Here is a 21,706-nt window from a genome sequence, read left to right as displayed (position 1 = left end):
CGGCCGTCTCGGACGGGAAGTCCGGATCAGGGGTGCTGCAAAGATGAAAGTGATGGGTTTTCGATGGGAGGATCAAATCTCTTAACCTCAAAAGTCCCGGAAACCCTGAGGTTTCCGGGACTTTCTGGTCGGGCTGACAGGATTTGAACCTGCGACCCCTTGACCCCCAGTCAAGTGCGCTACCAAGCTGCGCCACAGCCCGATGCCACCGGATTTCTCCGAAGACAACTTGACCATCATAGCGGCATCCGGAGGGGTGCTCGTGACACACGGGCACCTCCGAGGCATCCGCTCGGTACGAATTCGGCGACGAACCCGACGAGCGACGCGTTCAGATGTGCTTCCGCACCTCGTCCATGAAGGCGATCGGGTCGTCGACCCAGATGCGCACGCCGGTCACCGCCTGCTCGCCGCCCGCGACGCCATGCCCGGGCAGCTGCACGACGGTCGCCCCCTCGAGTTCGATCTCCACGTTCGTCTCGTTGGTGATGCGAAGCATGAGGGTGCGCGAGGCATCCGTCTCGACGATCTTGGGCTGCTTCGGCTCGTCGACCCGCAGGTTGCGCGCGACCGAGGCGATGTCGTCCCAGCTCAGCGCGATGTCGGTCTCGAGCCCGGCGCGCACGCGGATGCCGTCGGGGCCGACCGTGTGCGGTCGCATGAGGTACGAGCAGAGCAACCCGAACATCCAGGTGACGCCCCAGATGCCGAGCACGAGCAGCGTGATGCGCACCGCAGGCCATCGATGCACGATGAGGTCGAAGATCGGGATCTCGACGGCCGACAGCACGATGAAGATCATGAGGATCGTCAGCACCGGCTTGTGGAACCCGAATCCCTTGGCGCCCGGCGCGATCGCCGGCCGCCGCGCGACGAATCGCCCGATGCTCGTGTAGATGCTGAGCTCCATGAGCAGCGCGCGCTGCAGGAACCAGCCGATGCGCTGCCAGACGGATGCCTCTGCGCGCGCCGAGGTCGCGGTGCTCACTCCCCCACCGCCTGCGGCCCGCCGGCGGCCCGGCGCTGCTCATCGGCCTCGATGAGCTCGCGCAGGCGACCGGCGATCGCCTCGACGCCGCGCAGCAGTGCAGCGCGGTCGGCGGGTTCGACGGCGCCGAGCAGCTCGGCCGAGAGCTCGGCATGGTCGCGCTGCATGTCGCGCATGAACCCCTCGGCGGATGCCGCGAGCGACACGATGATCGCCCGGCGATCGGTCGGGTGGGGCGAGCGGGTGACGTATCCCCCGGCCTCGAGCGCGTCGACGAGTCCGGTGATGTTGCGGGGACTCACCTCCAGGCGGGTCGCGAGCGCGTGCTGCGTCGATGGCCCGGTGGCGGCGAGCTCCCAGAGCAGCCGGGTGCGCGAGGGCGTCAGCGGGGTGCCTGCGAAGGCCTGCGCCATGTCCTTCTGGAAGAGCTCGCTGACCTCGAGCAGCCGGTCGAGCACGGTGATCTCGGGAGTCATATCATGATGATACTGCATTGTTACCTACCTTCACGATTCGACGGAAGAGGGGGCGTCGGACCCACTGCGGATGTCGGTGGCCGGCGCTACATTCGAATGGTGATCACCGATGTGACCGAAGATCTCGAACCGATCCAGCTCCGGGTCTCCCCGGCGAGCGAGGTTCCGTTCGCCGATGTCGAAGCCGTCTTCGGCACTCGAGGCGACCCGGCGCACTGCTGGTGCCAGTGGTACAAGATCCCCGGCAGCGACTGGCGCAGGTTCGGCGACGAGGGCCTGCACGACCGGCTGCAAGACCAGTTGCACGCCTCGGGCATCGGGCGCGGGCTCATCGCCTACGACGGCGACACACCGGTCGGCTGGTGCGCCGTCGAGCCCCGCAGCGACCTTCCCCGGCTCAGCCGGAGCACCATCGTCAAGGGCGGCACCGCGTACCCCGACTTCGATGACGCTGCGGTGTGGGCCGTCTCCTGCTTCGTCGTACCGCGCAACCATCGGGGCCGAGGCGTCGCCCGAGCACTCGCCGAAGCCGCAGTCGACTTCGCCCGCGCTGGCGGCGCGCTCGTGGTCGAGGCCTACGCCGTCGACCCGAAGATCCGAGCGAAGGTGTCAGCCGACGCGCTCTTCCACGGCACGGTCTCGATGTTCACCCACGCCGGCTTCACCGAGGTCGCCCGCCCCCGGCCCGACCGGGCGATCATGCAGGTCGAGCTGGCTCGCTGAACCGGGCCGCCGACCGCACCGTCAGAGCGAGAGCCAGTCGCGCTCGGCACTGCGGAGCTCGCGCACCGCGAGGTCGAGATCGGAGATCCGCTCGGTGGCACGCTCCTCGGCAGCATCCGCGAGCTGCTCGAGTGCGCCGGGCTCTCGCCAGGGCACGGCTGCAGCGGTCGCCGAGCTCCGCAGGTACTCGGCGAACAGCATCTGATCCCGGTGAGCGCCGAGCAGGTCCTGGATGCCCTGCCCTGCGGCCGCCAGCCGGAGCGCCGGCGTACCGAACGCCTCACCGGGGCCATCGACCAACGCCTCCGCGGCGTAGCGGAGCCTGCGACAGGCTCGCCGCACTCCGTGCAACTGTGCGGGAGCACTCTCCGCGTCCACTTCCGATGCCCGCGCCACGGCACGACGTGCTTCGTGTGCGAGGAACGTGCCGAGCACGGGGCCAACGGCCCCACCTGCCAGCCGAGACGAGGGCACGGCGGCGAGCAGTTCGTCGAGCGCGGCGCGACGGCGGGCAGCTTCCGGCCGTTGCTGGTGTTCGACGAACCCGTGGTGCGCGAGATGATGCGCGGCGGCCGTCTCCGCGACGATCCCGGCGGAGACCCGCTCCAGCACTGCCGGATCGAACGTCGCCGACGCGGCGGCGAGCTGCAGCGCCTCCTCCGCCACCAGGAGCCGCACCTCGAGGTCGCGCACCGTGCCGAGCCGACGACCGAGCTCACGATATCGACGGCTCACCTCATCGGCCTTGGAGACGTCGAACAATGGGCCGTAGGCGGCGAGCACACTGCGGAGCCGTCGCACGGTCGTTCGCAGCTTGTGCACGGCGTCGGGCTCATCGGCCATGGCCGCCGGCTCGAGTTCGTCGAATCGGTCGCCGATCGCGCGAAGCACCGCCAGCACCACTGCACCGGCGTCAGCGTCCGCACCGACGAGGTCCATGGCGCCATCGTAGGCGCCTCGTCGCGGCCTCGGCGGGTCAGGCGTCGTCGACACGCACGCGCTTCACGCGCGACGACTCCCCGCGCAGGATGTGCACGCGACTCTTCGGCACGCCGTAGTGGTCAGCGAGGGCCGCGATGACCCCGGCGTTCGCTGCACCGTCGATCGCGCGCTCGCGCACGAACACCGTGAGCGAGGCCGCAGGATCGCCATCGAGCGCCTCCACGAGGGGTCCCTTGCGGCTGCCGGGCTTCACCCGGATCGTGAGGTCCACCACGCTCAGTACCGTGCCTCGTGCCGCTTCGGCAGCACATGCGCGGGCACCCCGATCGCGTCGGGGAATTCGCTCACGAACCATCCCTCGTACCCGAAGAGGAATCCGAAGACGCGATTGCGCACCTCCAAGCGCACTCGGAACACGCCTGCGTCGTCGTCGAACCGCTCGCGTAATTCCGCGTACCCCGAGAACAGCATCGGGAATCTGAAGTCGACCCGCCCCTCGCGAAATCGCTGCGCCCCCGAACGCAGCAGCAGCGATCCGTCGGCATCGACCTCGAGCATCAGATCGACGGCGAGGTGCTGATGCGTGCCGAGGTAGTCGACGACCGCGCCGCGTCTCGGGTCGAACACCATCGTCGCGTCGAAGCGACTCGACCGACGACGTCCGGGCACCCGGTACTCGCGTACGAACGTCACAGTCTCCCGACCGAACGGATCGACGTAGGCGTGGTTCTCGATCGTGAACGGCACGTCGCGGCCGGCATCCGGGATCAGGATGTTGCGGAGCCGCCCGATCTGCAGGAACGGCACCGTCCACCACGGTCCGCGGCGAACGCTCGTCATCACGCCGCGGCCGATGCAGGCGACGTCGCCGTCGAGCGAGACACCGAACCGGCGCTGCATCATGGGATGCAGGCGCTCGAAGTCGTCGCCGAGCGCCCGGCGGAACACCGGCCCCAGTGTCGTGGCCGCAGCTGCCCCGGCGTCGCCGCTGGTCTCGGTCATGGCTGCTCCAGCTCGGCGAGGCTGTCGGGCACGAACGCGAACGCTCCGCGCAGTGGCGGCGCGGTTCGGCATCGTCGGGCACGGGGTCGGTCGCCCCGCCAGAACATGATGACGGATGCCACCGGCCAGCGCTCGGGCTCCACGCCGGTCTCCGCCCAGATGCGGAGACGGTCGAAGCTCCATGCGGTCATCCAACGCACGAACGGGCGAATGACGAGGTCGGCGAGCCGCCCGAACCCGGGCTCGTAGTCGTAACCCGTGATGAAGCGCACGCCGTCGGGCGTCGGGATGTAGCGCCAGTAGCCGCGGCCGTCGCGGAGCGGGGACCACGGGTCATCCGTGTCGAATCGCAGCGCGGAAGTGGCACCGCCGTCGGCGTGCGTCCGCTCGCCGAGCGAGACGCCGGTGCCGCGGATCGTGTGCACGCCGAGCGCGCGTTCGTAGGTGAATCGGCGTGCCCCGTCGGACAGGGAGGCCGTGGGGGTGATCGAAGAGAAGCGCAGATCCCACCGCGGATGCAGTTCGGGCCGCCACACCTCATCGAGTTCGGCGCGCACGACGATCTCGATGTAGAGACCGCGAACGCCCGAGTCGATTCCCTTGCGGGAACGACTCGGGCGCCGCGACATCCGTAACCTACTTCGAGCGGTCGCGCTTCTCGCGCACACGCATGTTGATGACGATGGGCGAACCCTCGAAGCCGTAGATCTCGCGCAGGCGCCGCTGGATGAACCTGCGGTAGCCCGGGTCGAGGAACCCGGTCGTGAAGAGCACGAATGTCGGCGGGCGGCTGGCCGCCTGCGTGCCGAACAGCACGCGGGGCTGCTTGCCGCCGCGCACGGGGTGCGGGTGCTCCTGCGTCAGCTCGGTGAGGAACGCGTTGAACTTGCCCGTCGGAATGCGGGTGTCCCACGACTCGAGCGCCGTCTCGAGGGCGGGCACGAGCTTCTCGAGGTGACGGCCCGTCTTCGCCGAGATGTTGACGCGGGGGGCCCACGCGACGTGGTGGAGGTCCTGCTCGATCTCGCGCTCGAGGTACCGGCGGCGTTCATCGTCGAGCAGGTCCCACTTGTTGTAGGCGAGCACGAGCGCGCGGCCCGACTCGAGCACGAGGTCGATGATGCGCACATCTTGTTCAGAGATCGGCACCGAGACGTCGAGGAGCACGACCGCGACCTCGGCCTTCTCGAGCGCCGCCTGCGTGCGGAGCGAGGCGTAGAAATCGGCACCCTGCTGCAGGTGCACGCGGCGGCGGATGCCTGCGGTGTCGACGAAGCGCCAGATCTTGCCGCCGAGCTCGATCTGCTCGTCGACGGGGTCGCGCGTGGTGCCGGCGAGCTCGTTCACGACGACGCGCTCTTCGCCCGCCGACTTGTTGAGCAGGCTCGACTTGCCGACGTTCGGGCGACCGAGGATCGCGACGCGACGCGGGCCGCCGAACTCGTCCTTCGCGACGGCCGAGACCTGCGGCAGCACCTTGAAGACCGATTCGAGCATGTCGGCGACACCGCGACCGTGCAGCGCGGAGACCGGGTAGGGCTCGCCGAGACCGAGGTTCCAGAGCGCTGCGGCCTCGGGCTCCTGGCGAGCGTCGTCGACCTTGTTGGCCAGCAGGAAGACGGGCTTCTTCGTCTTGCGGAGGAGTCGCACGACGTGCTCGTCGGTCGACGTCGCGCCGACGGTTGCATCGACGACGAAGAGCACGACGTCGCAGAGGTCGATCGCGACCTCGGCCTGCGCGGCGACCGATGCGTCGATGCCCTTCGCGTCGGGCTCCCAGCCGCCGGTGTCGACGAGCGTGAAGCGACGGTCGAGGTATTCGCCCTTGTACGAGACGCGGTCGCGGGTGACACCCGGAGTGTCTTCGACCACGGCCTCTCGCCGGCCGAGGATGCGGTTGACGAGCGCGGACTTGCCGACGTTCGGTCGGCCGACGATCGCGATGACGGGCAGCGCGGGGAGGTAGCGGATGCCCTCCTCGCCCTCGTCGGAGAGCTCGAGCACATCGAGGTCGTCGTCGTCGAGTGCGTAGTCGGCGAGCCCCGAGCGCAGCGTGGCCGCGCGCTGCTCGGCGAGCTCGTCGTCGACGCCGGCGAGACGCTCGGCGAGGTCGTCGTCGGGAGCGTCGAACTCTTCGCTCTTGTCGGTCATGGTGTCTCCTCTGAAATCTGTGCGCCCATGGCGTCATGCTCCTGGGCGAGCGCGGGGTGCGCTGCGCGGATCACGTCGATCACCGCATCGACCGTCTGGTCGAAGTCGAGTTCCGTGGAATCGACGGTGGTGACGCCGTCTGCCGCGGTCATGAAGTCCACGACCTTGGAGTCCGCCGCGTCGCGCTTCCGCAGCTGCTCCCCCACAGCTTCGACCGACGATCCGGTCAGCTCGGCGGAGCGCCTGCCCATTCTAACCGCTTCGGATGCTGTGAGGAGTATGCGAACGGGGGCATCGGGCGCCACGACGGTCGTGATGTCGCGGCCCTCGACGATGATGCCGGGCGCATCGACTGCGGCCATGATCGACCGGAACAGTTCGATGAGGTGCCGGCGCACCTCGGGCACCCGGGCGACGGCGCTCACGACGGCGGAGATCTGCGGGTCGCGGATCGCCTCGGTCACGTCGACGTCGCCGACATGCACGGAGTAGCCGGTCGGGTCGGTGCCGATGCGGTAGTCGAACGAATCGAGGCACGAGACGACGGATGCCGCGTCGTCGGTGTCGACCCCGGATGCCTCGGCGTGCCACGCCAGCGCACGATAGGCGGCGCCCGTGTCGAGGAAGCCGAAGTCGAGTCGGCGGGCGACCTCCTTCGAGACGCTCGACTTGCCGCTGCCGGCCGGGCCGTCGACGGCCACGACGAACGGGATGACGGGTGACACGTTCAACCTGCAATCCGCCAGCCGCGTGCGGCCAGCTCATCGGTGAGGTGCTGCTGCACCTCGGGAAGCACCGAGATCTCGGCGAGGCCGATCTGCGCGCCGGGCGAGTGCTCGAGCCGCAGGTCCTCGATGTTGGCGCCGGCCTCGCCGACGTCGTTGAAGAGACGGGCGAGCTGACCGGGCCGGTCGTCGATCATGACGATGAGGCTCGAGTAGCGACGATCGACGCCGTGCTTGCCGGGCAGCCGCTCGACACCGGTGTTGCCGCCGAAGAGCTCCTCGGCGACACGGCGACGAGCACCCGGGGCGTCCATGTTGTCGAGCGCGTCGATGAAGCGGTCGAGGTCGTCGCGGTAGCCGCGGAGGATCTCGGCGACCGGCTCGGAGTTCTGCCCGAGGATCTGCACCCAGAGCTCGGGGTCGCTCGCGGCCACGCGCGTGACGTCGCGGAGGCCCTGCCCGGCGAGGTTGACCGAGGCGTGCGGTGCGTCGATGAGGCGCCGGGCCATGAGGCTCGAGACGACCTGCGGCACGTGGGAGACGAGCGCGACGGCGGCATCGTGCTGCTCGGGCGTGAGCTCGACGAGCGTCGCGCCGAGGTCGAGGATGAGGTCGTCGATCGCCGAACCGTCCTGGTACGAGATGCCGCCATGCGCGGCCACCACCCACGGGCGCCCGACGAAGAGGTCGGCGCGGCCCGACATGGGGCCGCCCCGCTCGCGTCCCGCCATGGGGTGGGTGCCGATGTAGCGCGAGAGGTCGGCGCCGCGCGCCTTGAGGTTCTCGTAGACGGCGAGCTTGACGCTTGCGACATCCGTCACGAGCGCCTCGGGGAACGCCTCGAGCTCGGCGGCCACGACGTCGGCCGTGACATCGGGCGGCACGCACACCACGATGAGCTGCGGGCGGTCGCCGGCTGCGGCCGCGCGACCGGCTCCGTAGTCGACCGCGATCGCGAGGTGCGTCGGCGAGGCGTCGGCGAGGATGACGTCGACGCCCTTGGCGCGCAGTCCGAGGCCGATGCTCGCGCCGAGCAGACCCACACCGACCACGCGAACCGGGCCGGTCAGACGTGATTCGGTCACGACTCACCTTCGTTCGGGTCGGCGCCGTCCTCCCGGCCGGCGTCCGCGGCGCGGGAGATGGTGAGCAGCTGGCCCCGCTCCACCTTGGTCAATTCGCGCATCTGACCCGATCGGAGGGTGCCGAGGTTGAGCGGGCCGAAGCTGCGACGAACGAGGTCGACGACCGGGTGCCCCACGGCGTCGAGCATGCGGCGAACGATGCGGTTGCGACCCGAGTGGAGCGTGAGCTCGACCATCGAGTGCCGGTCGTCGCCCTGCTGCTGCAGGATTCGCGCCTTGTCGGCCTTGATCGGGCCGTCTTCGAGTTCGATGCCGTTCTTCAGCTGCTGGATGACCTGCGGCGTGACTCGGCCGGTGACCTTCGCGATGTACGTCTTCGAGACGCCGAACGACGGGTGCGCGAGCACGTGCGCGAGGTCGCCGTCGTTCGTGAGCAGCAGCAGTCCGCTCGTCTCGGCGTCGAGGCGGCCGACGTTGAACACCCGCTCCTCGAGGTCGTCGGTGAAGCGCGTGAGGTCGGGCCGGCCCTGCTCGTCGCGCATCGACGAGACCACGCCGCGCGGCTTGTTGAGCATGTAGTACCGCTTCGCGGGGTCGAGCTGCACGGCGACGCCGTCGACCGCGACGAGGTCGGTCTCGGGGTCGATGCGACGGCCGAGCTCGGTGACGACCTCGCCGTTCACCTCCACGCGGCCCTCGGCGATGTACTGCTCCGAGACCCGTCGGCTCGCGACGCCCGCAGCTGCGAGCACCTTCTGCAGTCGAACGCCCTCAGGGGCGGGTTCGCCGCCCCAGCCGGTTGCGTCAGTCAAAATCGAATCCTTCCTGGCCGTCGTCGAGCAACGGCGAGATGTGGGGCAGCTCGTCGAGCGAGTTGATGCCGAGGTTCGTGAGCAGCAGCTCGGTCGTGCCGTAGAGGATCGCGCCGGTCTCGGGGTCGGTGTCGACCTCGGTGACGAGCCCGCGCCCGAGCAGCGTGCGCACGACCGAGTCGACGTTCACCGCGCGGATCGACGCCACCTGCGAGCGCGAGATGGGCTGCTTGTAGGCGATCACCGACAGCGTCTCGAGTGCCGCCTGCGAGAGCCGGGTCGACGACTGCGTGAGCACGAAGTCGGCGACGAGGGTGTCGTACTCGGCGCGCACGTAGAAGCGCCAGCCGCCGCCGACCTCGCGGAGTTCGAACCCGCGACGGATGCTTCGCGGCTCGGGCTCCCCTGCGACATCCGTTCGCGGCTCACCTGAGACACCCGCGCCGTCGTAGTCGGCGCGGAGCCGCGCGATCGCAGCGCGCACCTCGGCGACCGGTCGCGCGACGGCTGCTGCGAGCGACACGACGCTCTGCGGCTCGTCGGCGATGAAGAGGATCGCCTCGAGGGCGCGGTCGAGGTCGAGGCGGGGCTGGCCCGGCACGTCGAGCGGGGTCACGATCGAGAGCTCGGGGCCGCCGGCCTCGGCCTCGGCCGCCGAACCGGCCTCGATCGCGTCGGCGGGCTCGTTCACCGCATCGATGATCTGCTCGTCGGGCACGTCCGTCGCCGCGACATCCGTCTCATTCGTCATAGTCAGCCCCCAGGCTCTCGAGGTTCTCGTCCGACCAGTTCTCGGCCGACCAGCGCAGCGTCAGCTCGCCGAGCGGCTCGAGCTGCTCGAAGCCGATCGCCGCATGGCGGTAGAGCTCGAGCACGGCGAGGAAGCGCGCCACGACGACACCCGACTGGCCGACGCCGGCGATCAATTGGCGGAAGGTCACGGGGTCGCCGCGGCGGAGCACGGCGACGACGTGCGCGGCCTGCTCGCGGATCGAGACGAGCGGTGCATGCAGGTGGTCGAGGCCGACGACCGGGATCTCGCGCGGCGTCAGCGCCAGGGTCGCGAGGGCGGCGAAGTCTTCGGCCGACAGGGTCCAGAGCAGTTCGGGTGCGCGCTGGCGGAACTTCTCCTCGAGGCGCACGTTGCGCGGGTGCCGCAGCGACTCGCGCTCGATGTTGCCCGAGAACCAGCGCGCCGCCTCCTTGAAGGCGCGGTACTGCAGCAGGCGCGCGAAGAGCAGGTCGCGGGCCTCGAGCAGGGCGACGTCTTCGGCGTCGACGAGCTCGCCCTGCGGAAGGAGGCCTGCGACCTTCAGGTCGAGCAGCGTCGCCGCGACGACGAGGAACTCCGAGGCGCGATCGAGTTCCTCTTCGGAGTCGAGGCCGCGCAGGTACGAGATGAACTCGTCGGTGACCGCCGACAGCGAGACCTCGGTGATGTCGAGCTCGTGCTTCGTGATGAGCGAGAGCAGCAGGTCGAAGGGGCCCTCGAAGTTCGTGAGCGCGACGCGGAAACCGCCGTCGTCGGCAGCGGGCGCATCAGACGCTGCCTCGACGGCCTCAACGGGTTCGACGGCCTCGCGGCCGGCCGACACCGCCGTCGCCGAGTCATCCGACCGCGCGTGCGCGTGATCTGCTCCGGCCGACACCGTCGCGTCGGACGCGTGCTGTTCGGGGGCCGAAGCCGCCTCAGGCGACCGCGCCACGGAAGACCAGCTCCCTGGCGAGCTGGCGGTACGCCCGCGACGCCTGGTGCTCGGGTGCGAACTCGGTGATCGGCGTGCCGGCGACGCTCGCGTCGGGGAACTTCACCGTGCGGGTGATGACGGTCTCGAGCACCTCGTCGCCGAACGCATCGACGACGCGCTCGAGCACCTCGCGCGAGTGCAGCGTGCGCGAGTCGTACATCGTCGCGAGGATGCCGTCGAGCTGGATCGCCGGGTTCAGGCGGTCGCGCACCTTGTCGATCGTCTCGATGAGCAGCGCCACGCCGCGCAGCGCGAAGTACTCGCACTCGAGCGGGATGACGACGCCGTGGCTGGCCGTGAGCGCATTCACGGTGAGCAGGCCGAGCGACGGCTGGCAGTCGATGAGGATGACGTCGTAGTCGGCCGAGACACGGCGCAGCACGCTCGCGAGGATCTGCTCGCGGGCGACCTCGGTGACGAGGTGCACCTCAGCGGCCGAGAGGTCGATGTTCGCGGGGATCACGTCGAGTCCTTCGACGCTCGTCTTCTGGATCACGTCGGCCGGGTCGAGCGTGCGCGAGAGCAGCAGGTCGTAGATCGTCGGCACGTCGTGGGTGGGCACACCGAGGCCCGCCGAGAGCGCGCCCTGCGGGTCGAAGTCGATCGCGAGCACCCGGCGGCCGTACTCGGCGAGCGTCGCCCCGAGGTTGATCGTGGTGGTCGTCTTGCCGACGCCGCCCTTCTGGTTGCAGAGGGCGATGATGCGGGCAGGGCCGTGCGAGGTGAGCGGCGCGGGCTCGGGGAATTCGCGATTGGGACGACCAGTGGGACCGAGCTCTGGCGGCGTTGCGATTCCGTCCGCTGAGTGGTTCGTCTGGTGCGTCACGTGTCGTCTTCTCTCCTGGGGCCGGGCGGGTGCTTGGTCGATTCTAGCGAGCACGCGGGTGGGCTGCTGTGTACATCTCCCGGAGTGTGTCCGCTGTGACGAGCGTGTAGATCTGCGTGGTGGCGACCGAGGAGTGACCGAGGAGCTCCTGCACGACGCGCACGTCGGCGCCGCCCTCGAGCAGATGGGTCGCGAACGAGTGCCGCAGGGTGTGCGGCGAGACGGATGTCGCGAGCCCCGCCGTCTCGGCGGCATCGCGGATCGCCTCCCAGGCGGCCTGCCGCGACATCCGCTTGCCGCGCACGCCGAGGAAGAGCGCGGGCGTCGCCGTTCCGCGCGCGGAGAGCAACGGGCGGGCCCGCACGAGGTAGGCGTCGACGGCCCGGCGGGCGTAGCTGCCGAGCGGCACGATGCGCTGCTTGCCGCCCTTGCCGAAGAGCCGCACGACCTCCTGGTCGACGAGATCGTCGACGTTCAGCGACACCGCCTCGGAAACGCGCGCGCCGGTCGCGTAGAGCACCTCGAGCAGTGCGGTGTCGCGCAGGTCGGTCGGCTCGTCGCCGCCGGCGGCCGCGATGAGCGCCTCGACGTCGTCGACCGGGATCGCCTTGGGCAGCCGCATCGGCAGCTTCGGTGGGCGAAGCTCACGCGAGACGTCGGCCGCCACGAGCCCCTCCTCGGCCAGGAACCGGTGCAGGCCGCGCACGGCCGACAGCACACGGGCGATCGACGAGGTCGCGAGCGGCGGCACGCGGTCGGCGCCGAGGAACCGCACGAAGTCGCCGAGGTCCTGCTCGGTCGCCGCCGACGGTCCGGTGATGTCGTGCGAGGCGAGCCAGTCGGCGTAGATCGCCAGGTCGCGTCGATACGACGAGATCGTGTTCTGCGCGAGCCCCCGCTCCACGGCGAGATGCCGCAGGTAGTCGTCGACGGGGGTCCTGTTCATCGGCCCGGTGGCTCCGTGCGACCGATGGCGTTGCCCGGCCACGCGGCATCCGCTGCACCGAGGCTCGACCAACCGCGTGCGCGGGCGGCCGAGGCCGCGAGCACCGCGATCGCCAGCGGGGCGTTGTGGATGCGCCGATCGAGCACCGCGTCGACGCACTCGTCGAGCGGCACCCAGCGGGTCTCCATGTCGGCCTCCTCGCCCTCGCGGGCGAACGCCTCGGCCGTCGCGGACAGGCCACGGGCCAGGTACACCCGGATCAGCTCGTCACTGCCTCCGGGCGAAGTCGCGAAGTCGGTGAGCACCGCCCAATCGGATGCCTCGAGGTCGGCCTCTTCGGCGAGTTCCCGCTTGGCCGCGGCCAGGGGCGGCTCGCCGTCGATGTCGAGGAGCCCGGCCGGGATCTCCCAATCGCGCATGCGCACGGGGTGGCGGTACTGCTTGATCAGCAGCACGCGATCGTGGTCGTCGATCGCGAGCACGCCGACAGCGCCGGTGTGGTCCATGTACTCGCGCACGATGGTCTCGCCGCCGAAGTCGAACGCGTCGCGACGGATGTCCCACACACGACCCTCGAAGACTCGTTCGCTCGAGACGACGGGCACCTCGACCCGTTCATCGGCGAGCGGCTCACGCCGCCCGCCGATGAACGCGTCGCGGGAATCAGCCATTGCTGACGTCGTCGAAGAGCAGGCTCGCCTGCTGGCGCTCGAGCGCGGCGCCGACGAGGCCGCGGAACAGCGGGTGCGCGTCGTTCGGGCGGCTGCGCAGCTCGGGGTGTGCCTGCGTGCCGACGTAGAACGGGTGCACCTCGCGCGGCAGCTCGACGAACTCGACGAGGTGCCGGTCGGGCGACATGCCCGAGAACGAGAGGCCGGCCTCGGCGATGCGATCGCGATAGGCGTTGTTGACCTCGTAGCGGTGACGGTGTCGCTCGGAGACCTCGGTCGAGCCGTAGAGCTCGGCCGCGATCGAGCCCTCGGCGAGCTTGGCCGGGTAGAGGCCGAGACGCATGGTGCCGCCGAGGTCGCCACCGGCGATGATCTCGACCTGCTCCTCCATGGTGGCGATGACCGGGTACTGCGTGTCGGGGTCGAACTCGCTCGACGAGGCGCCGGGCAGGCCCACGACGTTGCGCGAGTACTCGATGACCATGCACTGCAGGCCGAGGCAGAGGCCGAGCACCGGAATGCCGTTCTCACGTGCGAAGAGCAGTGCGCCGAGCTTGCCCTCGATGCCGCGGACACCGAAGCCGCCGGGCACGCAGATGCCGTCGAGGTGGCCCAGGTGCTTCTGCGCGCCCTCGGGCGTCTGGCACTCGTCGGACGGGATCCACTCGATGTTGACCTTGGCGTCGTTCGCGAAACCGCCGGCACGGAGTGCCTCGGTGACCGAGAGATAGGCATCGGGCAGGTCGATGTACTTGCCGACGAGTCCGATCGTGACCTCGTGCTTGGGGTCGTGCACGACGTCGAGCAGGCTGCTCCAGCCCGACCAGTCGACGTCTGCCGCCTTCTCGTCGAGGCCGAGGGTGTCGATGATGTAGGCGTCGAGCCCCTGGTCGTGCAGCATCGTCGGGATGTCGTAGATCGACGGCACGTCGACCGCGTTCACGACGGCCTGCTCGTCGACGTCGCACATGAGCGCGATCTTGCGCTTGTTCGACTCCGTGACGGGCCGGTCGCTGCGCAGCACGAGCGCGTCGGGCTGGATGCCGATGGAGCGCAGCGCCGCGACCGAGTGCTGGGTGGGCTTCGTCTTCTGCTCGCCCGAGGCGCCCATGAACGGTACGAGCGAGACGTGCACGAAGAAGACGTTCTTGCGGCCGAGCTCGTGACGCACCTGGCGAGCCGACTCGATGAACGGCTGCGACTCGATGTCGCCGACCGTGCCGCCGATCTCGGTGATGATGACGTCGGGCTTCGGCGACTCCGAGGCCTGCAGCCGCATGCGCCGCTTGATCTCGTCGGTGATGTGCGGGATGACCTGCACCGTGTCGCCGAGGTACTCGCCGCGGCGCTCCTTGGCGATCACCGTCGAGTAGATCTGGCCGGTGGTGACGTTCGCCGCCTGGCTCAGGTTGATGTCGAGGAACCGCTCGTAGTGACCGATGTCGAGGTCGGTCTCAGCGCCGTCGTCGGTCACGAAGACCTCGCCGTGCTGGAAGGGGTTCATCGTGCCCGGATCCACGTTCAGATATGGATCGAGCTTCTGCATGACGACTCTGAGGCCCCTGGCAGTCAGGAGGTTGCCGAGACTCGCCGCCGTGAGTCCCTTGCCCAACGAAGAAACGACACCACCGGTCACGAAGATGTGCTTGGTCGTGTCGTTCTGATTGTCTGTGCTCGCACGAGCTGTTCCGCGTTCATCCACCACGGGCTTATAGCCTAACTCACGTTCCTGATCGTTCGACCCGACATGCCCCACGCGCTCCCCCATCTTTTCTCGGGATCCGCTCGATCCCGTTCGTTCACGATCGTCGATCGCGTGTCACGCCGCGCGATCGGCGGCGATCTCCAACAGTTCCCTCGCATGCGCGAGCCCGCTCTGGGAGTCGGCCAGCCCTGACAGCAGCCGTGCCATCTCGGCCTCGCGGTCGGCTCCGGCGAGCTGGCGCACGCTCGACGAGGTGACCTGCCCATCGGTGCCCTTGACCACGCTCAGGTGGTTCGTCGCGAACGCGGCGACCTGCGCGAGGTGGGTCACGACGATGACCTGCGAGCGTTCGGCGAGGCGTGCCAGCCGTCGCCCGATCTCGATCGCCGCGGCGCCGCCGACGCCGGCGTCGACCTCGTCGAACACGAATGTGGGCACCGGATCGCTGCCCGCGATAACGACCTCGATCGCGAGCATCACCCGCGACAGCTCGCCGCCGGAGGCGCCGCGCGAGACCGGCCGAGGCTCAGCCCCGGGGTGCGGCCGCAACAGGATCGACACGGCGTCGCGGCCGTGCGCGGTCGCCTCCGCGGCGGGCTCGATCACGACCGCGAGCTGGGCGTCGGGCATCGCGAGCGCCGCGAGTTCGGTCGTCACTGCGGTCGCGAGTCGGCCGGCCGCTTCGGTGCGCAATTCGGTGAGCGAATCGGCGAGCCGGTCGACCTCTGCTTCGAGCTCGGCGACGGATGCCTCGAGCCCTTCGATGCGCTCGTCGTCACTGTCGAGTTCGACGAGTCGGAGGCCGCCGGTGCGGCGGAACTCGAGCACGTCGTCGAGGCCGCCGCCATGGCGCCGCACGAGGCCGCCGAGCACGGCTCGACGCTCCTGCACGATCTCGAGCTCGCGCGCGCCGTCGGCGTCGAGCCCGGCGAGGTATCCCGACAGCTCGGCGGCAGCATCGGCGAGCAGGAAGCCCGCGTTCGTCAGCATCTCGCCGATGGGCTGCAACGCGGCATCGTGTTCGGCGACGCGCTCGAGCTGACGGCGGGCACCGTCGACGAGTGCGACCGCGTCGGGAACGTCGTCGACGACGTCTTCGGCCGAGATCAGTGCACGGGCCTGCGCGGCGGCGAGCCGCAGCTCTTCGAGATTCGAGAGCCGGTCGGCGCGCTCTTGCAAGTCGACGTCTTCGCCGGGCTGCGGATCGGCGGCTTCGACCTCGTCGAGCGCGGCCCGGAGCTCCTCGGCCTCGCGCATGCGCGACTCGTGGTCGGCTCGCAGCCGCTCGAGCTCCGCGGCATCCGTTCGCCAGGCGTTGAACCCGATGCGGTACTCGTCGAGCACGGCCTGCAGCTTCGACCCCGCGAAGCGATCGAGCGCCTCGCGCTGTGCAACCGTCGAACGGAGTCGCTGCTGGTCGGCCTGACCGTGCACCACGACGAGTTCGTCGCCGAGCTCGGAGAGCACTCCGACCGGAGCGCTCCGGCCGCCGACGACCGCTCGACTGCGCCCTTCAGCCGAGACGGAGCGGCCGAGCAGCAGCTCGCCTGCTTCGATCTCACCGCCGGTCTCGGCGACGCGTTCGGCGACGATGCCGTCGTCGGGCACGAGCCAGCGGCCCTCGACCCACGCCTGCTTGGCGCCGGCGCGCACAGCGCCGGCGTCGGAGCGCGAACCGAGCAGCAGCCCGAGTGCGGTCACCACCATCGTCTTGCCCGCGCCGGTCTCGCCGGTCACGGCTGTGAATCCGGCCCCGAGCGGAAGCGTCGCCTCGGCGATGACGCCGAGGTCGCGAATGCCGAGTTCCTCAATCAACACAGACCTCAATCACTGCAGCCCTCGATCACTCTCTGCCTCACTCACGCCCGACCGGCCCCCTCCACCCGGTGACCGGGAGCTGGAACTTGTTGACGAGCCGGTCGGTGAACGGCGCTTCATGCAGTCGTGCGAGGCGCACGGGCACGGGCGACTTGCGCACGATCACGCGCGCACCCGGCGGAAGATCGAAGGTGCGCCGACCGTCGCACCAGATGACCGCGGATGCCTCGGTACGCTGCAGGATCTCGACCGCGAGTGACGATTCGGGTCCGACGACGAGCGGACGGGCGAAGAGCGCGTGGGCGCTGAGCGGAACGAGCAGGAGGGCCTCGAGGCTCGGCCAGACGACGGGGCCGCCGGCGGAGAACGAGTAGGCCGTCGAGCCGGTCGGGGTCGACATCACGACGCCGTCGCAGCCGAATGAGGAGAGCGGGCGCCGATCGACCTCGATGACGACCTCGAGCATGCGCTCGCGTTCGGCCTTCTCGACCGTGACCTCGTTGAGCGCCCAGCTCTCGTAGACGACGCCCTCGCCGACCTTCGCGCGCACCGCGAGCGTCATGCGCTCCTCGACGGTGTAGTCGCGCGCCAGTGCTCGGCCGACCGTGTAGCCGAGGTCGTCGCGCTCGCTCTCGGCGAGGAAGCCGACATGGCCGAGGTTCACGCCGAGCAGCGGCACCGGGTAGTCGCGCATGATCTCGGCGGCCCGGAGGATCGTGCCGTCGCCGCCCAGCACGATGACGAGCTCGATACCGGTCGGGTCGGTCTCTTCGAACCGCTCGACCGAACCGTTGAGCTCGGGCACGAAGTCGTGCACTTCATCCCAGTGCTCGGCCGCGATGACGGGCACCGCACCGGCGGCCAGCAACTGCGCGCAGACCTCGCTCGTCGCCTCGAGGGCGGACCGCCGACCCGTGTGGGAGACCACCAGGAAGCGCCGTGCGTCGCTCACGCCTTCGCCCTCCCTGTCAGTTCGTCGATCCGACCTGACCATTCTGTCGGATTCGCACCGCGCACGGCGCTCAGGTATACGAGGTATTCGAGGTTTCCGTGGCTGCCTGCGATTGGGGAGGACAGGATGCCGGCGGTGCCGAGCCCCGCGTCGAAGGCCGCCCACAACACGTTCGAAACGGCCTCGGAGCGGAGCCCTGCGTCGCGCACGACGCCCTCGCGCACTCCCCCGCGGCCGACCTCGAACTGTGGCTTGACGAGCAGCACGAAGTCCGCGTCATCCGTCGCACTCGCGCGCAGCGCAGGCAGCACCACCGTGAGCGAGATGAAGGAGAGATCGGCGACGACGAGCGACGGCTGCTCGGCGACCCCGGTGAGTTCTGCGAGGAGGGCGGCATCGAGATGTCGCACATTGCAGCCTTCGACGAGCACGAGGCCCGGTGCTTCGGCGAGTTCGGGCGCGAGCTGACCGTGCCCGACATCGACGGCGAGCACCTGTCGAGCGCCGCGCTCGAGGAGCACCTGGCTGAACCCGCCCGTCGAGGCGCCGGCGTCGAGGGCGACTCGACCGGCGACCTCGACGCCGAAGCCGTCGAGGCCCGCGATCAGCTTGTGCGCCGCGCGGCTCACATAGTGATCGGATGCCGCGACCTCGAGCACCGCGTCATCGCCGACCTTCGCGGCGGCCTTGACGACCGGGCGACCATCGACCGTCACCACTCCCGCGGCGATGAGCGTCGCGGCATGGGTGCGCGAGCGAGCGAGTCCGCGGGCGGCGAGGGCCGCGTCGAGTCGTTGTTCGGCCATGCGTCAGGTGCGCAGCGACGGGTCGGACTGCTCGAGCTGCGTGCGCAACTCGTCGGCGAGGGCCTGGTACGCCTCTGCGCGTTCGGCGAGCGGTCGCGACTCCACCTCGGCGAGCACGGCCGACACCGACGATGACGCCGTATCGGACGCGGGCGGGATCGTCTCGGCCGCTTCTGATCGATCGGGTTCAGTGCTCACGAGTCAACGCTACCGCGAGCCGCCGACGACCGGCCCATGACCGACCGGTCAGCTGTAGAGCCGAGCCGGAACGTCGAGCACGTGGATGCCCATGCCCGAGCCCCAGATCGCAGCGCAGGCAGCACGGAGCAGATCGAGTCGATCGTCACCGTCGTCGACGATCTCCACGCGGTTGCCCGAGACGCGCACTCGCGCCGTGCCGACGCGGGTGACTCCGCCACGCGCCTGCTCGGTCACCGGATACGGGGCGTGGAGGCCGTCGAGGTCGGCGAGGATGAAGTCGGGCCGGCTCGATTCGGGCGCAGCGAGCACTTGCTTCGCCCGGTCGATGCCCGTGAGCACGAGAGCACTCAGCATGCCGGCGCGTCGAGCACCCAGGATGTCGGTGTCGAGCCGGTCGCCGACCATGAGCGGTCGCTCGGCGCCGAACCGGCGGCGGGCCTCGTCGAAGATCGGCGTCTCGGGCTTGCCCGCGACGAGCGGGAAGCGGCCGACGGCCGTGTGCACTGCGGAGACGAGCGTGCCGTTGCCCGGCGCGATGCCGCGTGCGACGGGGATCGTCCAGTCCATGTTCGTCGCGATCCACGGGATACCCGGAGACGCGGCATCCGGGCCCGCGCCCGCGGTCAGTGCGAAGGAGGCCTCGGCGAGCTCGCGCCATCCGATCTCGGGCGTGAAACCCTGCACGACGGCCTCGGGTGCATCGTCGGCCGACCGCGTGATGCGGTAGCCGCGCCGCTCGAGCTCGGTCGTGATGCCCTCGCCCCCGACGACGAACACGAGCGCGCCGGGCGCCACCTGCTCGGCGAGCAGCGACATCGCCGCTTGCGGCGACGTCACGACATCGGCCGGTACGACCTCGAGACCGAGCTCGGCCAGGTGACCGGCGACGGATGCATCGCTGCGGGACGCGTTGTTCGTGATGTACCCGACGGCCCGGTCGCGCTTGGCGAGGTTCAGGCTCTCGACCGCGCGAGGAATCGCGTGGGCGCCGGCGTAGACGACGCCGTCGAGGTCGGCGAGCACGGCGTCGACGCCGTCGAGCGGCGTCGCGTGCTCAGTCTTCGCGCGGAACAGTCCCACCGGACGTGCCCTCGCTCTCGTCGGCCTCGATCGCGGCGAGCACCTCGCGCACGTCGTCTTCGAGCACATCGCGCGGGTCGCCGTCGAAGTCATCCTCGGCCTCATCGGCGTCGTCGGCTTCGTCGGTATCGACGGCCCCGCCGGCGGATTCGGGTGCCTCGTCGGCATCGGCGGTCGCCGCGGCATCCGTGGCCTCGATCTCGCCGGCCGCCTCGATCTCGACCTCGTCGACGACCTCGGGCTCACCGGCATCGGTCTCGTCGACCTCGTCGGCGAGATCCTCGAGCTCCACCTCGAAGATCTCGATCGACTCCGCCTCCGCGGGGCCGCCGAGCGCCGCTTCCGCGCGGTCGGCACGGGCCCGCCACTTCGCGGCCTCCTCGGCGCGTCCCAGCTCTTCGAGCACCTCGGCGTAGGCCGAGAAGAGTGCTGGGCTGTACGAGAACGCACGGTCGGGATCGAGCTGCGGGATCTCGAGCTCGGCGAGAGCGATCTCGGGCTGACCGAGGTCGAGTCGGGCGCCCGACATCGCGATGGCGAGTCCGACCTGCACCGCCGCCGGAAGGGTCGAGCGATCGACCGCACGACCGACCTCGAGGGCGCGGTCGGGTCGGCCGACCCCCCGCTCGCTGTCGACCATGAGCGGAAGCTGGTCGTTGCTGCCGGAGATGCGGCGGTAGGTGCGCAGCTCTCGGAGCGCGAGCGCGAAGTCCCCGGTCGCGTAGGCGGTGATCGCGAGCGTCTCGCGCACGACCGCGATGCGGCCGGCGCGGCGTCCTGCCGAGAGTGCGTGCTGGTGCGCGAGCTCGGGGTCGTCGTCGAGCAGTTCGGATGCTGCGACCAGGTGCCGCGCGACCCAGTCGGCGTTCTCCTTGCTCAGCGTCTTCAGCTCGGCGCGAGCGCCCTTGTCGAGGTCACGTGCCTCGATCGATTCGGGGATGAACGGGTCGTCGTGACGCGGACGCACCTGCAGTTCGGGCGCGCCATGGACCTCGCGGGGAGGAGCGTCGCGCTGATCGTCACGACCGGCGTACGGCTTGCGGTTGTCGCGGTCCCCATACGGCTTCTTCGCGTCACGGTCCCCGTAGGGCTTCTTCGCGTCACGGTCCCCATACGGCTTGCGGTTGTCACGGTCCCCATACGGCTTGGACGCACCACGGTCACCATACGGCTTCGCATCACGGTCGCCATAGGGCTTCCGGTCGCCATAGGGCTTCTTCGCGTCACGGTCCCCATACGGCTTCTTCGCGTCACGGTCCCCATAGGGCTTGCGGTTGTCACGGTCGCCATACGGCTTCCGGTCGCCATACGGCTTCTTCGCGTCACGGTCCCCATAGGGCTTGCGGTTGTCACGGTCCCCATACGGCTTCTTCGCGTCACGGTCGCCATACGGCTTCTTCGCGTCACGGTCGCCATACGGCTTCTTCGCGTCACGGTCCCCATACGGCTTCTTCGCGTCACGGTCCCCATAGGGCTTGCGGTTGTCACGGTCCCCATACGGCTTGGACGCACCACGGTCACCATACGGCTTCGCATCACGATCGCCATAGGGCTTCCGGTCGCCGTAGGGCTTCTTCGCATCGCGATCGCCATAGGGCTTCTTCGCATCGCGATCGCCATACGGCTTCTTCGCGTCGCGATCGCCATACGGCTTCTTCGCGTCGCGATCGCCATACGGCTTCTTCGCGTCACGGTCCCCATACGGCTTCTTCGAGGGAGCGCCGTCTCGACCGGAGCGCGCTCCCGCCGGTCGGTCGGCTCCGTTGCCGCCGCTGCTGCGCTGATCGCGTCGCTCAGGTCGTCCCTGGTCTGCCGAGCCGTGCTTGGAGTCGCTCACGATAGTCCCGTCGTGTGTGGAGTCCTCATGGGACTCAACCGTAATGGGGCACCTTGTGAAGTACCCCGTTAACGAAGAAAGGCCACCCGTCTTCGGGTGGCCTCTCTCCTCAATGTTTGTCCGGCGGTGTCCTACTCTCCCACAGGGTCCCCCCTGCAGTACCATCGGCGCTGCGAGTCTTAGCTTCCGGGTTCGGAATGTGTCCGGGCGTT

Annotated in this window: 23 protein-coding genes, 1 tRNA gene and 1 rRNA gene; 1 reads left to right on the top strand and 24 read right to left on the bottom strand. The window is 69.6% G+C overall.

Going from position 1 to position 21,706, the window contains the following annotated elements:
- Positions 1 to 125: 125 nt before the first annotated feature.
- From ACFCVM_RS19250 to ACFCVM_RS19240, 3 genes are all read right to left on the bottom strand, one after another.
- Positions 126 to 202, bottom strand: a tRNA-Pro gene (locus tag ACFCVM_RS19250).
- 129 nt (positions 203 to 331) lie between these two features.
- Positions 332 to 988, bottom strand: coding sequence for a hypothetical protein (locus tag ACFCVM_RS19245; RefSeq protein ID WP_375838348.1), 657 nt, complete (start codon positions 986 to 988; stop codon positions 332 to 334).
- Positions 985 to 1,464: a MarR family winged helix-turn-helix transcriptional regulator gene (locus tag ACFCVM_RS19240; protein WP_375838347.1), complete on the bottom strand. Its 480-nt coding sequence runs from the start codon at positions 1,462 to 1,464 to the stop codon at positions 985 to 987. Before ACFCVM_RS19240 ends, ACFCVM_RS19245 begins: the two co-directional genes overlap by 4 nt.
- Positions 1,465 to 1,563: 99 nt before the next feature.
- On the opposite strand from ACFCVM_RS19240, the gene ACFCVM_RS19235 reads away from it, so the two are divergent.
- The gene (locus ACFCVM_RS19235) at positions 1,564 to 2,187 is read left to right on the top strand and encodes a GNAT family N-acetyltransferase (RefSeq protein ID WP_375838346.1); all 624 of its coding nucleotides are present in this window, start codon (positions 1,564 to 1,566) and stop codon (positions 2,185 to 2,187) included.
- 21 nt (positions 2,188 to 2,208) lie between these two features.
- Here ACFCVM_RS19235 and ACFCVM_RS19230 read toward each other — a convergent pair whose 3' ends face one another.
- The 21 genes from ACFCVM_RS19230 to rrf all read right to left on the bottom strand — a co-directional run.
- The gene (locus tag ACFCVM_RS19230; protein WP_375838345.1) at positions 2,209 to 3,126 is read right to left on the bottom strand and encodes a CHAD domain-containing protein; all 918 of its coding nucleotides are present in this window, start codon (positions 3,124 to 3,126) and stop codon (positions 2,209 to 2,211) included.
- Between the two features lie 37 nt (positions 3,127 to 3,163).
- Positions 3,164 to 3,403 (bottom strand): DUF167 domain-containing protein, encoded by a 240-nt coding sequence (locus ACFCVM_RS19225; RefSeq protein ID WP_375838344.1) that lies wholly within the window; start codon positions 3,401 to 3,403, stop codon positions 3,164 to 3,166.
- Between the two features lie 2 nt (positions 3,404 to 3,405).
- Positions 3,406 to 4,131 (bottom strand): DUF4166 domain-containing protein, encoded by a 726-nt coding sequence (locus tag ACFCVM_RS19220; RefSeq protein ID WP_375838343.1) that lies wholly within the window; start codon positions 4,129 to 4,131, stop codon positions 3,406 to 3,408.
- Entirely contained in the window at positions 4,128 to 4,760 is a 633-nt protein-coding gene (locus ACFCVM_RS19215; RefSeq protein WP_375838342.1) for an SRPBCC family protein, read from the bottom strand. The genes ACFCVM_RS19220 and ACFCVM_RS19215 overlap by 4 nt, the downstream gene beginning before the upstream one ends.
- Before the next feature lie 7 nt (positions 4,761 to 4,767).
- On the bottom strand, positions 4,768 to 6,282 hold the full coding sequence (gene der / locus ACFCVM_RS19210) for a ribosome biogenesis GTPase Der (protein WP_375838341.1): 1,515 nt from the start codon (positions 6,280 to 6,282) through the stop codon (positions 4,768 to 4,770).
- Positions 6,279 to 7,013 carry a (d)CMP kinase gene (cmk, locus tag ACFCVM_RS19205; protein ID WP_375838340.1) on the bottom strand — a complete coding sequence of 245 codons (735 nt, stop codon included), beginning with the start codon at positions 7,011 to 7,013 and terminating at the stop codon, positions 6,279 to 6,281. Before cmk ends, der begins: the two co-directional genes overlap by 4 nt.
- Entirely contained in the window at positions 7,010 to 8,092 is a 1,083-nt protein-coding gene (locus tag ACFCVM_RS19200; protein ID WP_375838339.1) for a prephenate dehydrogenase, read from the bottom strand. Before ACFCVM_RS19200 ends, cmk begins: the two co-directional genes overlap by 4 nt.
- Positions 8,089 to 8,904, bottom strand: coding sequence for a pseudouridine synthase (locus ACFCVM_RS19195; protein WP_375838338.1), 816 nt, complete (start codon positions 8,902 to 8,904; stop codon positions 8,089 to 8,091). Before ACFCVM_RS19195 ends, ACFCVM_RS19200 begins: the two co-directional genes overlap by 4 nt.
- On the bottom strand, positions 8,897 to 9,655 hold the full coding sequence (gene scpB / locus ACFCVM_RS19190; RefSeq protein ID WP_375838337.1) for an SMC-Scp complex subunit ScpB: 759 nt from the start codon (positions 9,653 to 9,655) through the stop codon (positions 8,897 to 8,899). The genes ACFCVM_RS19195 and scpB overlap by 8 nt, the downstream gene beginning before the upstream one ends.
- A complete protein-coding gene (locus ACFCVM_RS19185) occupies positions 9,645 to 10,499 on the bottom strand; it encodes a segregation and condensation protein A (protein ID WP_375838411.1) in 855 nt (284 codons plus the stop codon). The genes scpB and ACFCVM_RS19185 overlap by 11 nt, the downstream gene beginning before the upstream one ends.
- 94 nt (positions 10,500 to 10,593) lie before the next feature.
- Positions 10,594 to 11,478: a ParA family protein gene (locus ACFCVM_RS19180; RefSeq protein WP_375838336.1), complete on the bottom strand. Its 885-nt coding sequence runs from the start codon at positions 11,476 to 11,478 to the stop codon at positions 10,594 to 10,596.
- Between the two features lie 43 nt (positions 11,479 to 11,521).
- Positions 11,522 to 12,424 carry a site-specific tyrosine recombinase XerD gene (xerD, locus tag ACFCVM_RS19175; RefSeq protein WP_375838335.1) on the bottom strand — a complete coding sequence of 301 codons (903 nt, stop codon included), beginning with the start codon at positions 12,422 to 12,424 and terminating at the stop codon, positions 11,522 to 11,524.
- On the bottom strand, positions 12,421 to 13,095 hold the full coding sequence (locus tag ACFCVM_RS19170; RefSeq protein ID WP_375838334.1) for an NUDIX domain-containing protein: 675 nt from the start codon (positions 13,093 to 13,095) through the stop codon (positions 12,421 to 12,423). Before ACFCVM_RS19170 ends, xerD begins: the two co-directional genes overlap by 4 nt.
- Positions 13,088 to 14,863 (bottom strand): CTP synthase, encoded by a 1,776-nt coding sequence (locus tag ACFCVM_RS19165; RefSeq protein WP_375838333.1) that lies wholly within the window; start codon positions 14,861 to 14,863, stop codon positions 13,088 to 13,090. Before ACFCVM_RS19165 ends, ACFCVM_RS19170 begins: the two co-directional genes overlap by 8 nt.
- A 51-nt stretch (positions 14,864 to 14,914) precedes the next feature.
- On the bottom strand, positions 14,915 to 16,615 hold the full coding sequence (gene recN / locus ACFCVM_RS19160; protein WP_375838332.1) for a DNA repair protein RecN: 1,701 nt from the start codon (positions 16,613 to 16,615) through the stop codon (positions 14,915 to 14,917).
- Between the two features lie 40 nt (positions 16,616 to 16,655).
- Positions 16,656 to 17,570: an NAD kinase gene (locus tag ACFCVM_RS19155; RefSeq protein WP_375838331.1), complete on the bottom strand. Its 915-nt coding sequence runs from the start codon at positions 17,568 to 17,570 to the stop codon at positions 16,656 to 16,658.
- Positions 17,567 to 18,376: a TlyA family RNA methyltransferase gene (locus tag ACFCVM_RS19150; protein ID WP_375838330.1), complete on the bottom strand. Its 810-nt coding sequence runs from the start codon at positions 18,374 to 18,376 to the stop codon at positions 17,567 to 17,569. Before ACFCVM_RS19150 ends, ACFCVM_RS19155 begins: the two co-directional genes overlap by 4 nt.
- A gap of 3 nt (positions 18,377 to 18,379) precedes the next feature.
- Entirely contained in the window at positions 18,380 to 18,574 is a 195-nt protein-coding gene (locus ACFCVM_RS19145) for a hypothetical protein (protein ID WP_375838329.1), read from the bottom strand.
- Positions 18,575 to 18,622: 48 nt separating this feature from the next.
- The gene (locus ACFCVM_RS19140) at positions 18,623 to 19,657 is read right to left on the bottom strand and encodes an HAD-IIA family hydrolase (protein ID WP_375838328.1); all 1,035 of its coding nucleotides are present in this window, start codon (positions 19,655 to 19,657) and stop codon (positions 18,623 to 18,625) included.
- Entirely contained in the window at positions 19,632 to 21,494 is a 1,863-nt protein-coding gene (locus ACFCVM_RS19135) for a primosomal protein (protein WP_375838327.1), read from the bottom strand. Before ACFCVM_RS19135 ends, ACFCVM_RS19140 begins: the two co-directional genes overlap by 26 nt.
- 118 nt (positions 21,495 to 21,612) lie before the next feature.
- Positions 21,613 to 21,706, bottom strand: a 5S ribosomal RNA gene (rrf, locus tag ACFCVM_RS19130); the annotation flags it as partial.

Source organism: Agromyces sp. NPDC056389, assembly GCF_042262385.1.
Lineage (GTDB): Bacteria > Actinomycetota > Actinomycetes > Actinomycetales > Microbacteriaceae > Agromyces.
Note: the sequence above shows the minus strand (reverse complement) of the source record. Positions and strands in the feature narration are given on the sequence as shown.

What these genes read in the sequence shown, in the direction of transcription:
- ACFCVM_RS19230 (WP_375838345.1), bottom strand. Translation starts at nt 3,126, where the DNA reads ATGGACCTCGTCGGTGCGGACGCTGACGCCGGTGCAGTGGTGCTGGCG.
- ACFCVM_RS19170 (WP_375838334.1), bottom strand. Translation starts at nt 13,095, where the DNA reads ATGGCTGATTCCCGCGACGCGTTCATCGGCGGGCGGCGTGAGCCGCTC.
- ACFCVM_RS19240 (WP_375838347.1), bottom strand. Translation starts at nt 1,464, where the DNA reads ATGACTCCCGAGATCACCGTGCTCGACCGGCTGCTCGAGGTCAGCGAG.
- scpB (WP_375838337.1), bottom strand. Translation starts at nt 9,655, where the DNA reads ATGACGAATGAGACGGATGTCGCGGCGACGGACGTGCCCGACGAGCAG.
- ACFCVM_RS19165 (WP_375838333.1), bottom strand. Translation starts at nt 14,863, where the DNA reads ATGGGGGAGCGCGTGGGGCATGTCGGGTCGAACGATCAGGAACGTGAG.
- xerD (WP_375838335.1), bottom strand. Translation starts at nt 12,424, where the DNA reads ATGAACAGGACCCCCGTCGACGACTACCTGCGGCATCTCGCCGTGGAG.
- der (WP_375838341.1), bottom strand. Translation starts at nt 6,282, where the DNA reads ATGACCGACAAGAGCGAAGAGTTCGACGCTCCCGACGACGACCTCGCC.
- ACFCVM_RS19220 (WP_375838343.1), bottom strand. Translation starts at nt 4,131, where the DNA reads ATGACCGAGACCAGCGGCGACGCCGGGGCAGCTGCGGCCACGACACTG.
- ACFCVM_RS19150 (WP_375838330.1), bottom strand. Translation starts at nt 18,376, where the DNA reads ATGGCCGAACAACGACTCGACGCGGCCCTCGCCGCCCGCGGACTCGCT.
- ACFCVM_RS19215 (WP_375838342.1), bottom strand. Translation starts at nt 4,760, where the DNA reads ATGTCGCGGCGCCCGAGTCGTTCCCGCAAGGGAATCGACTCGGGCGTT.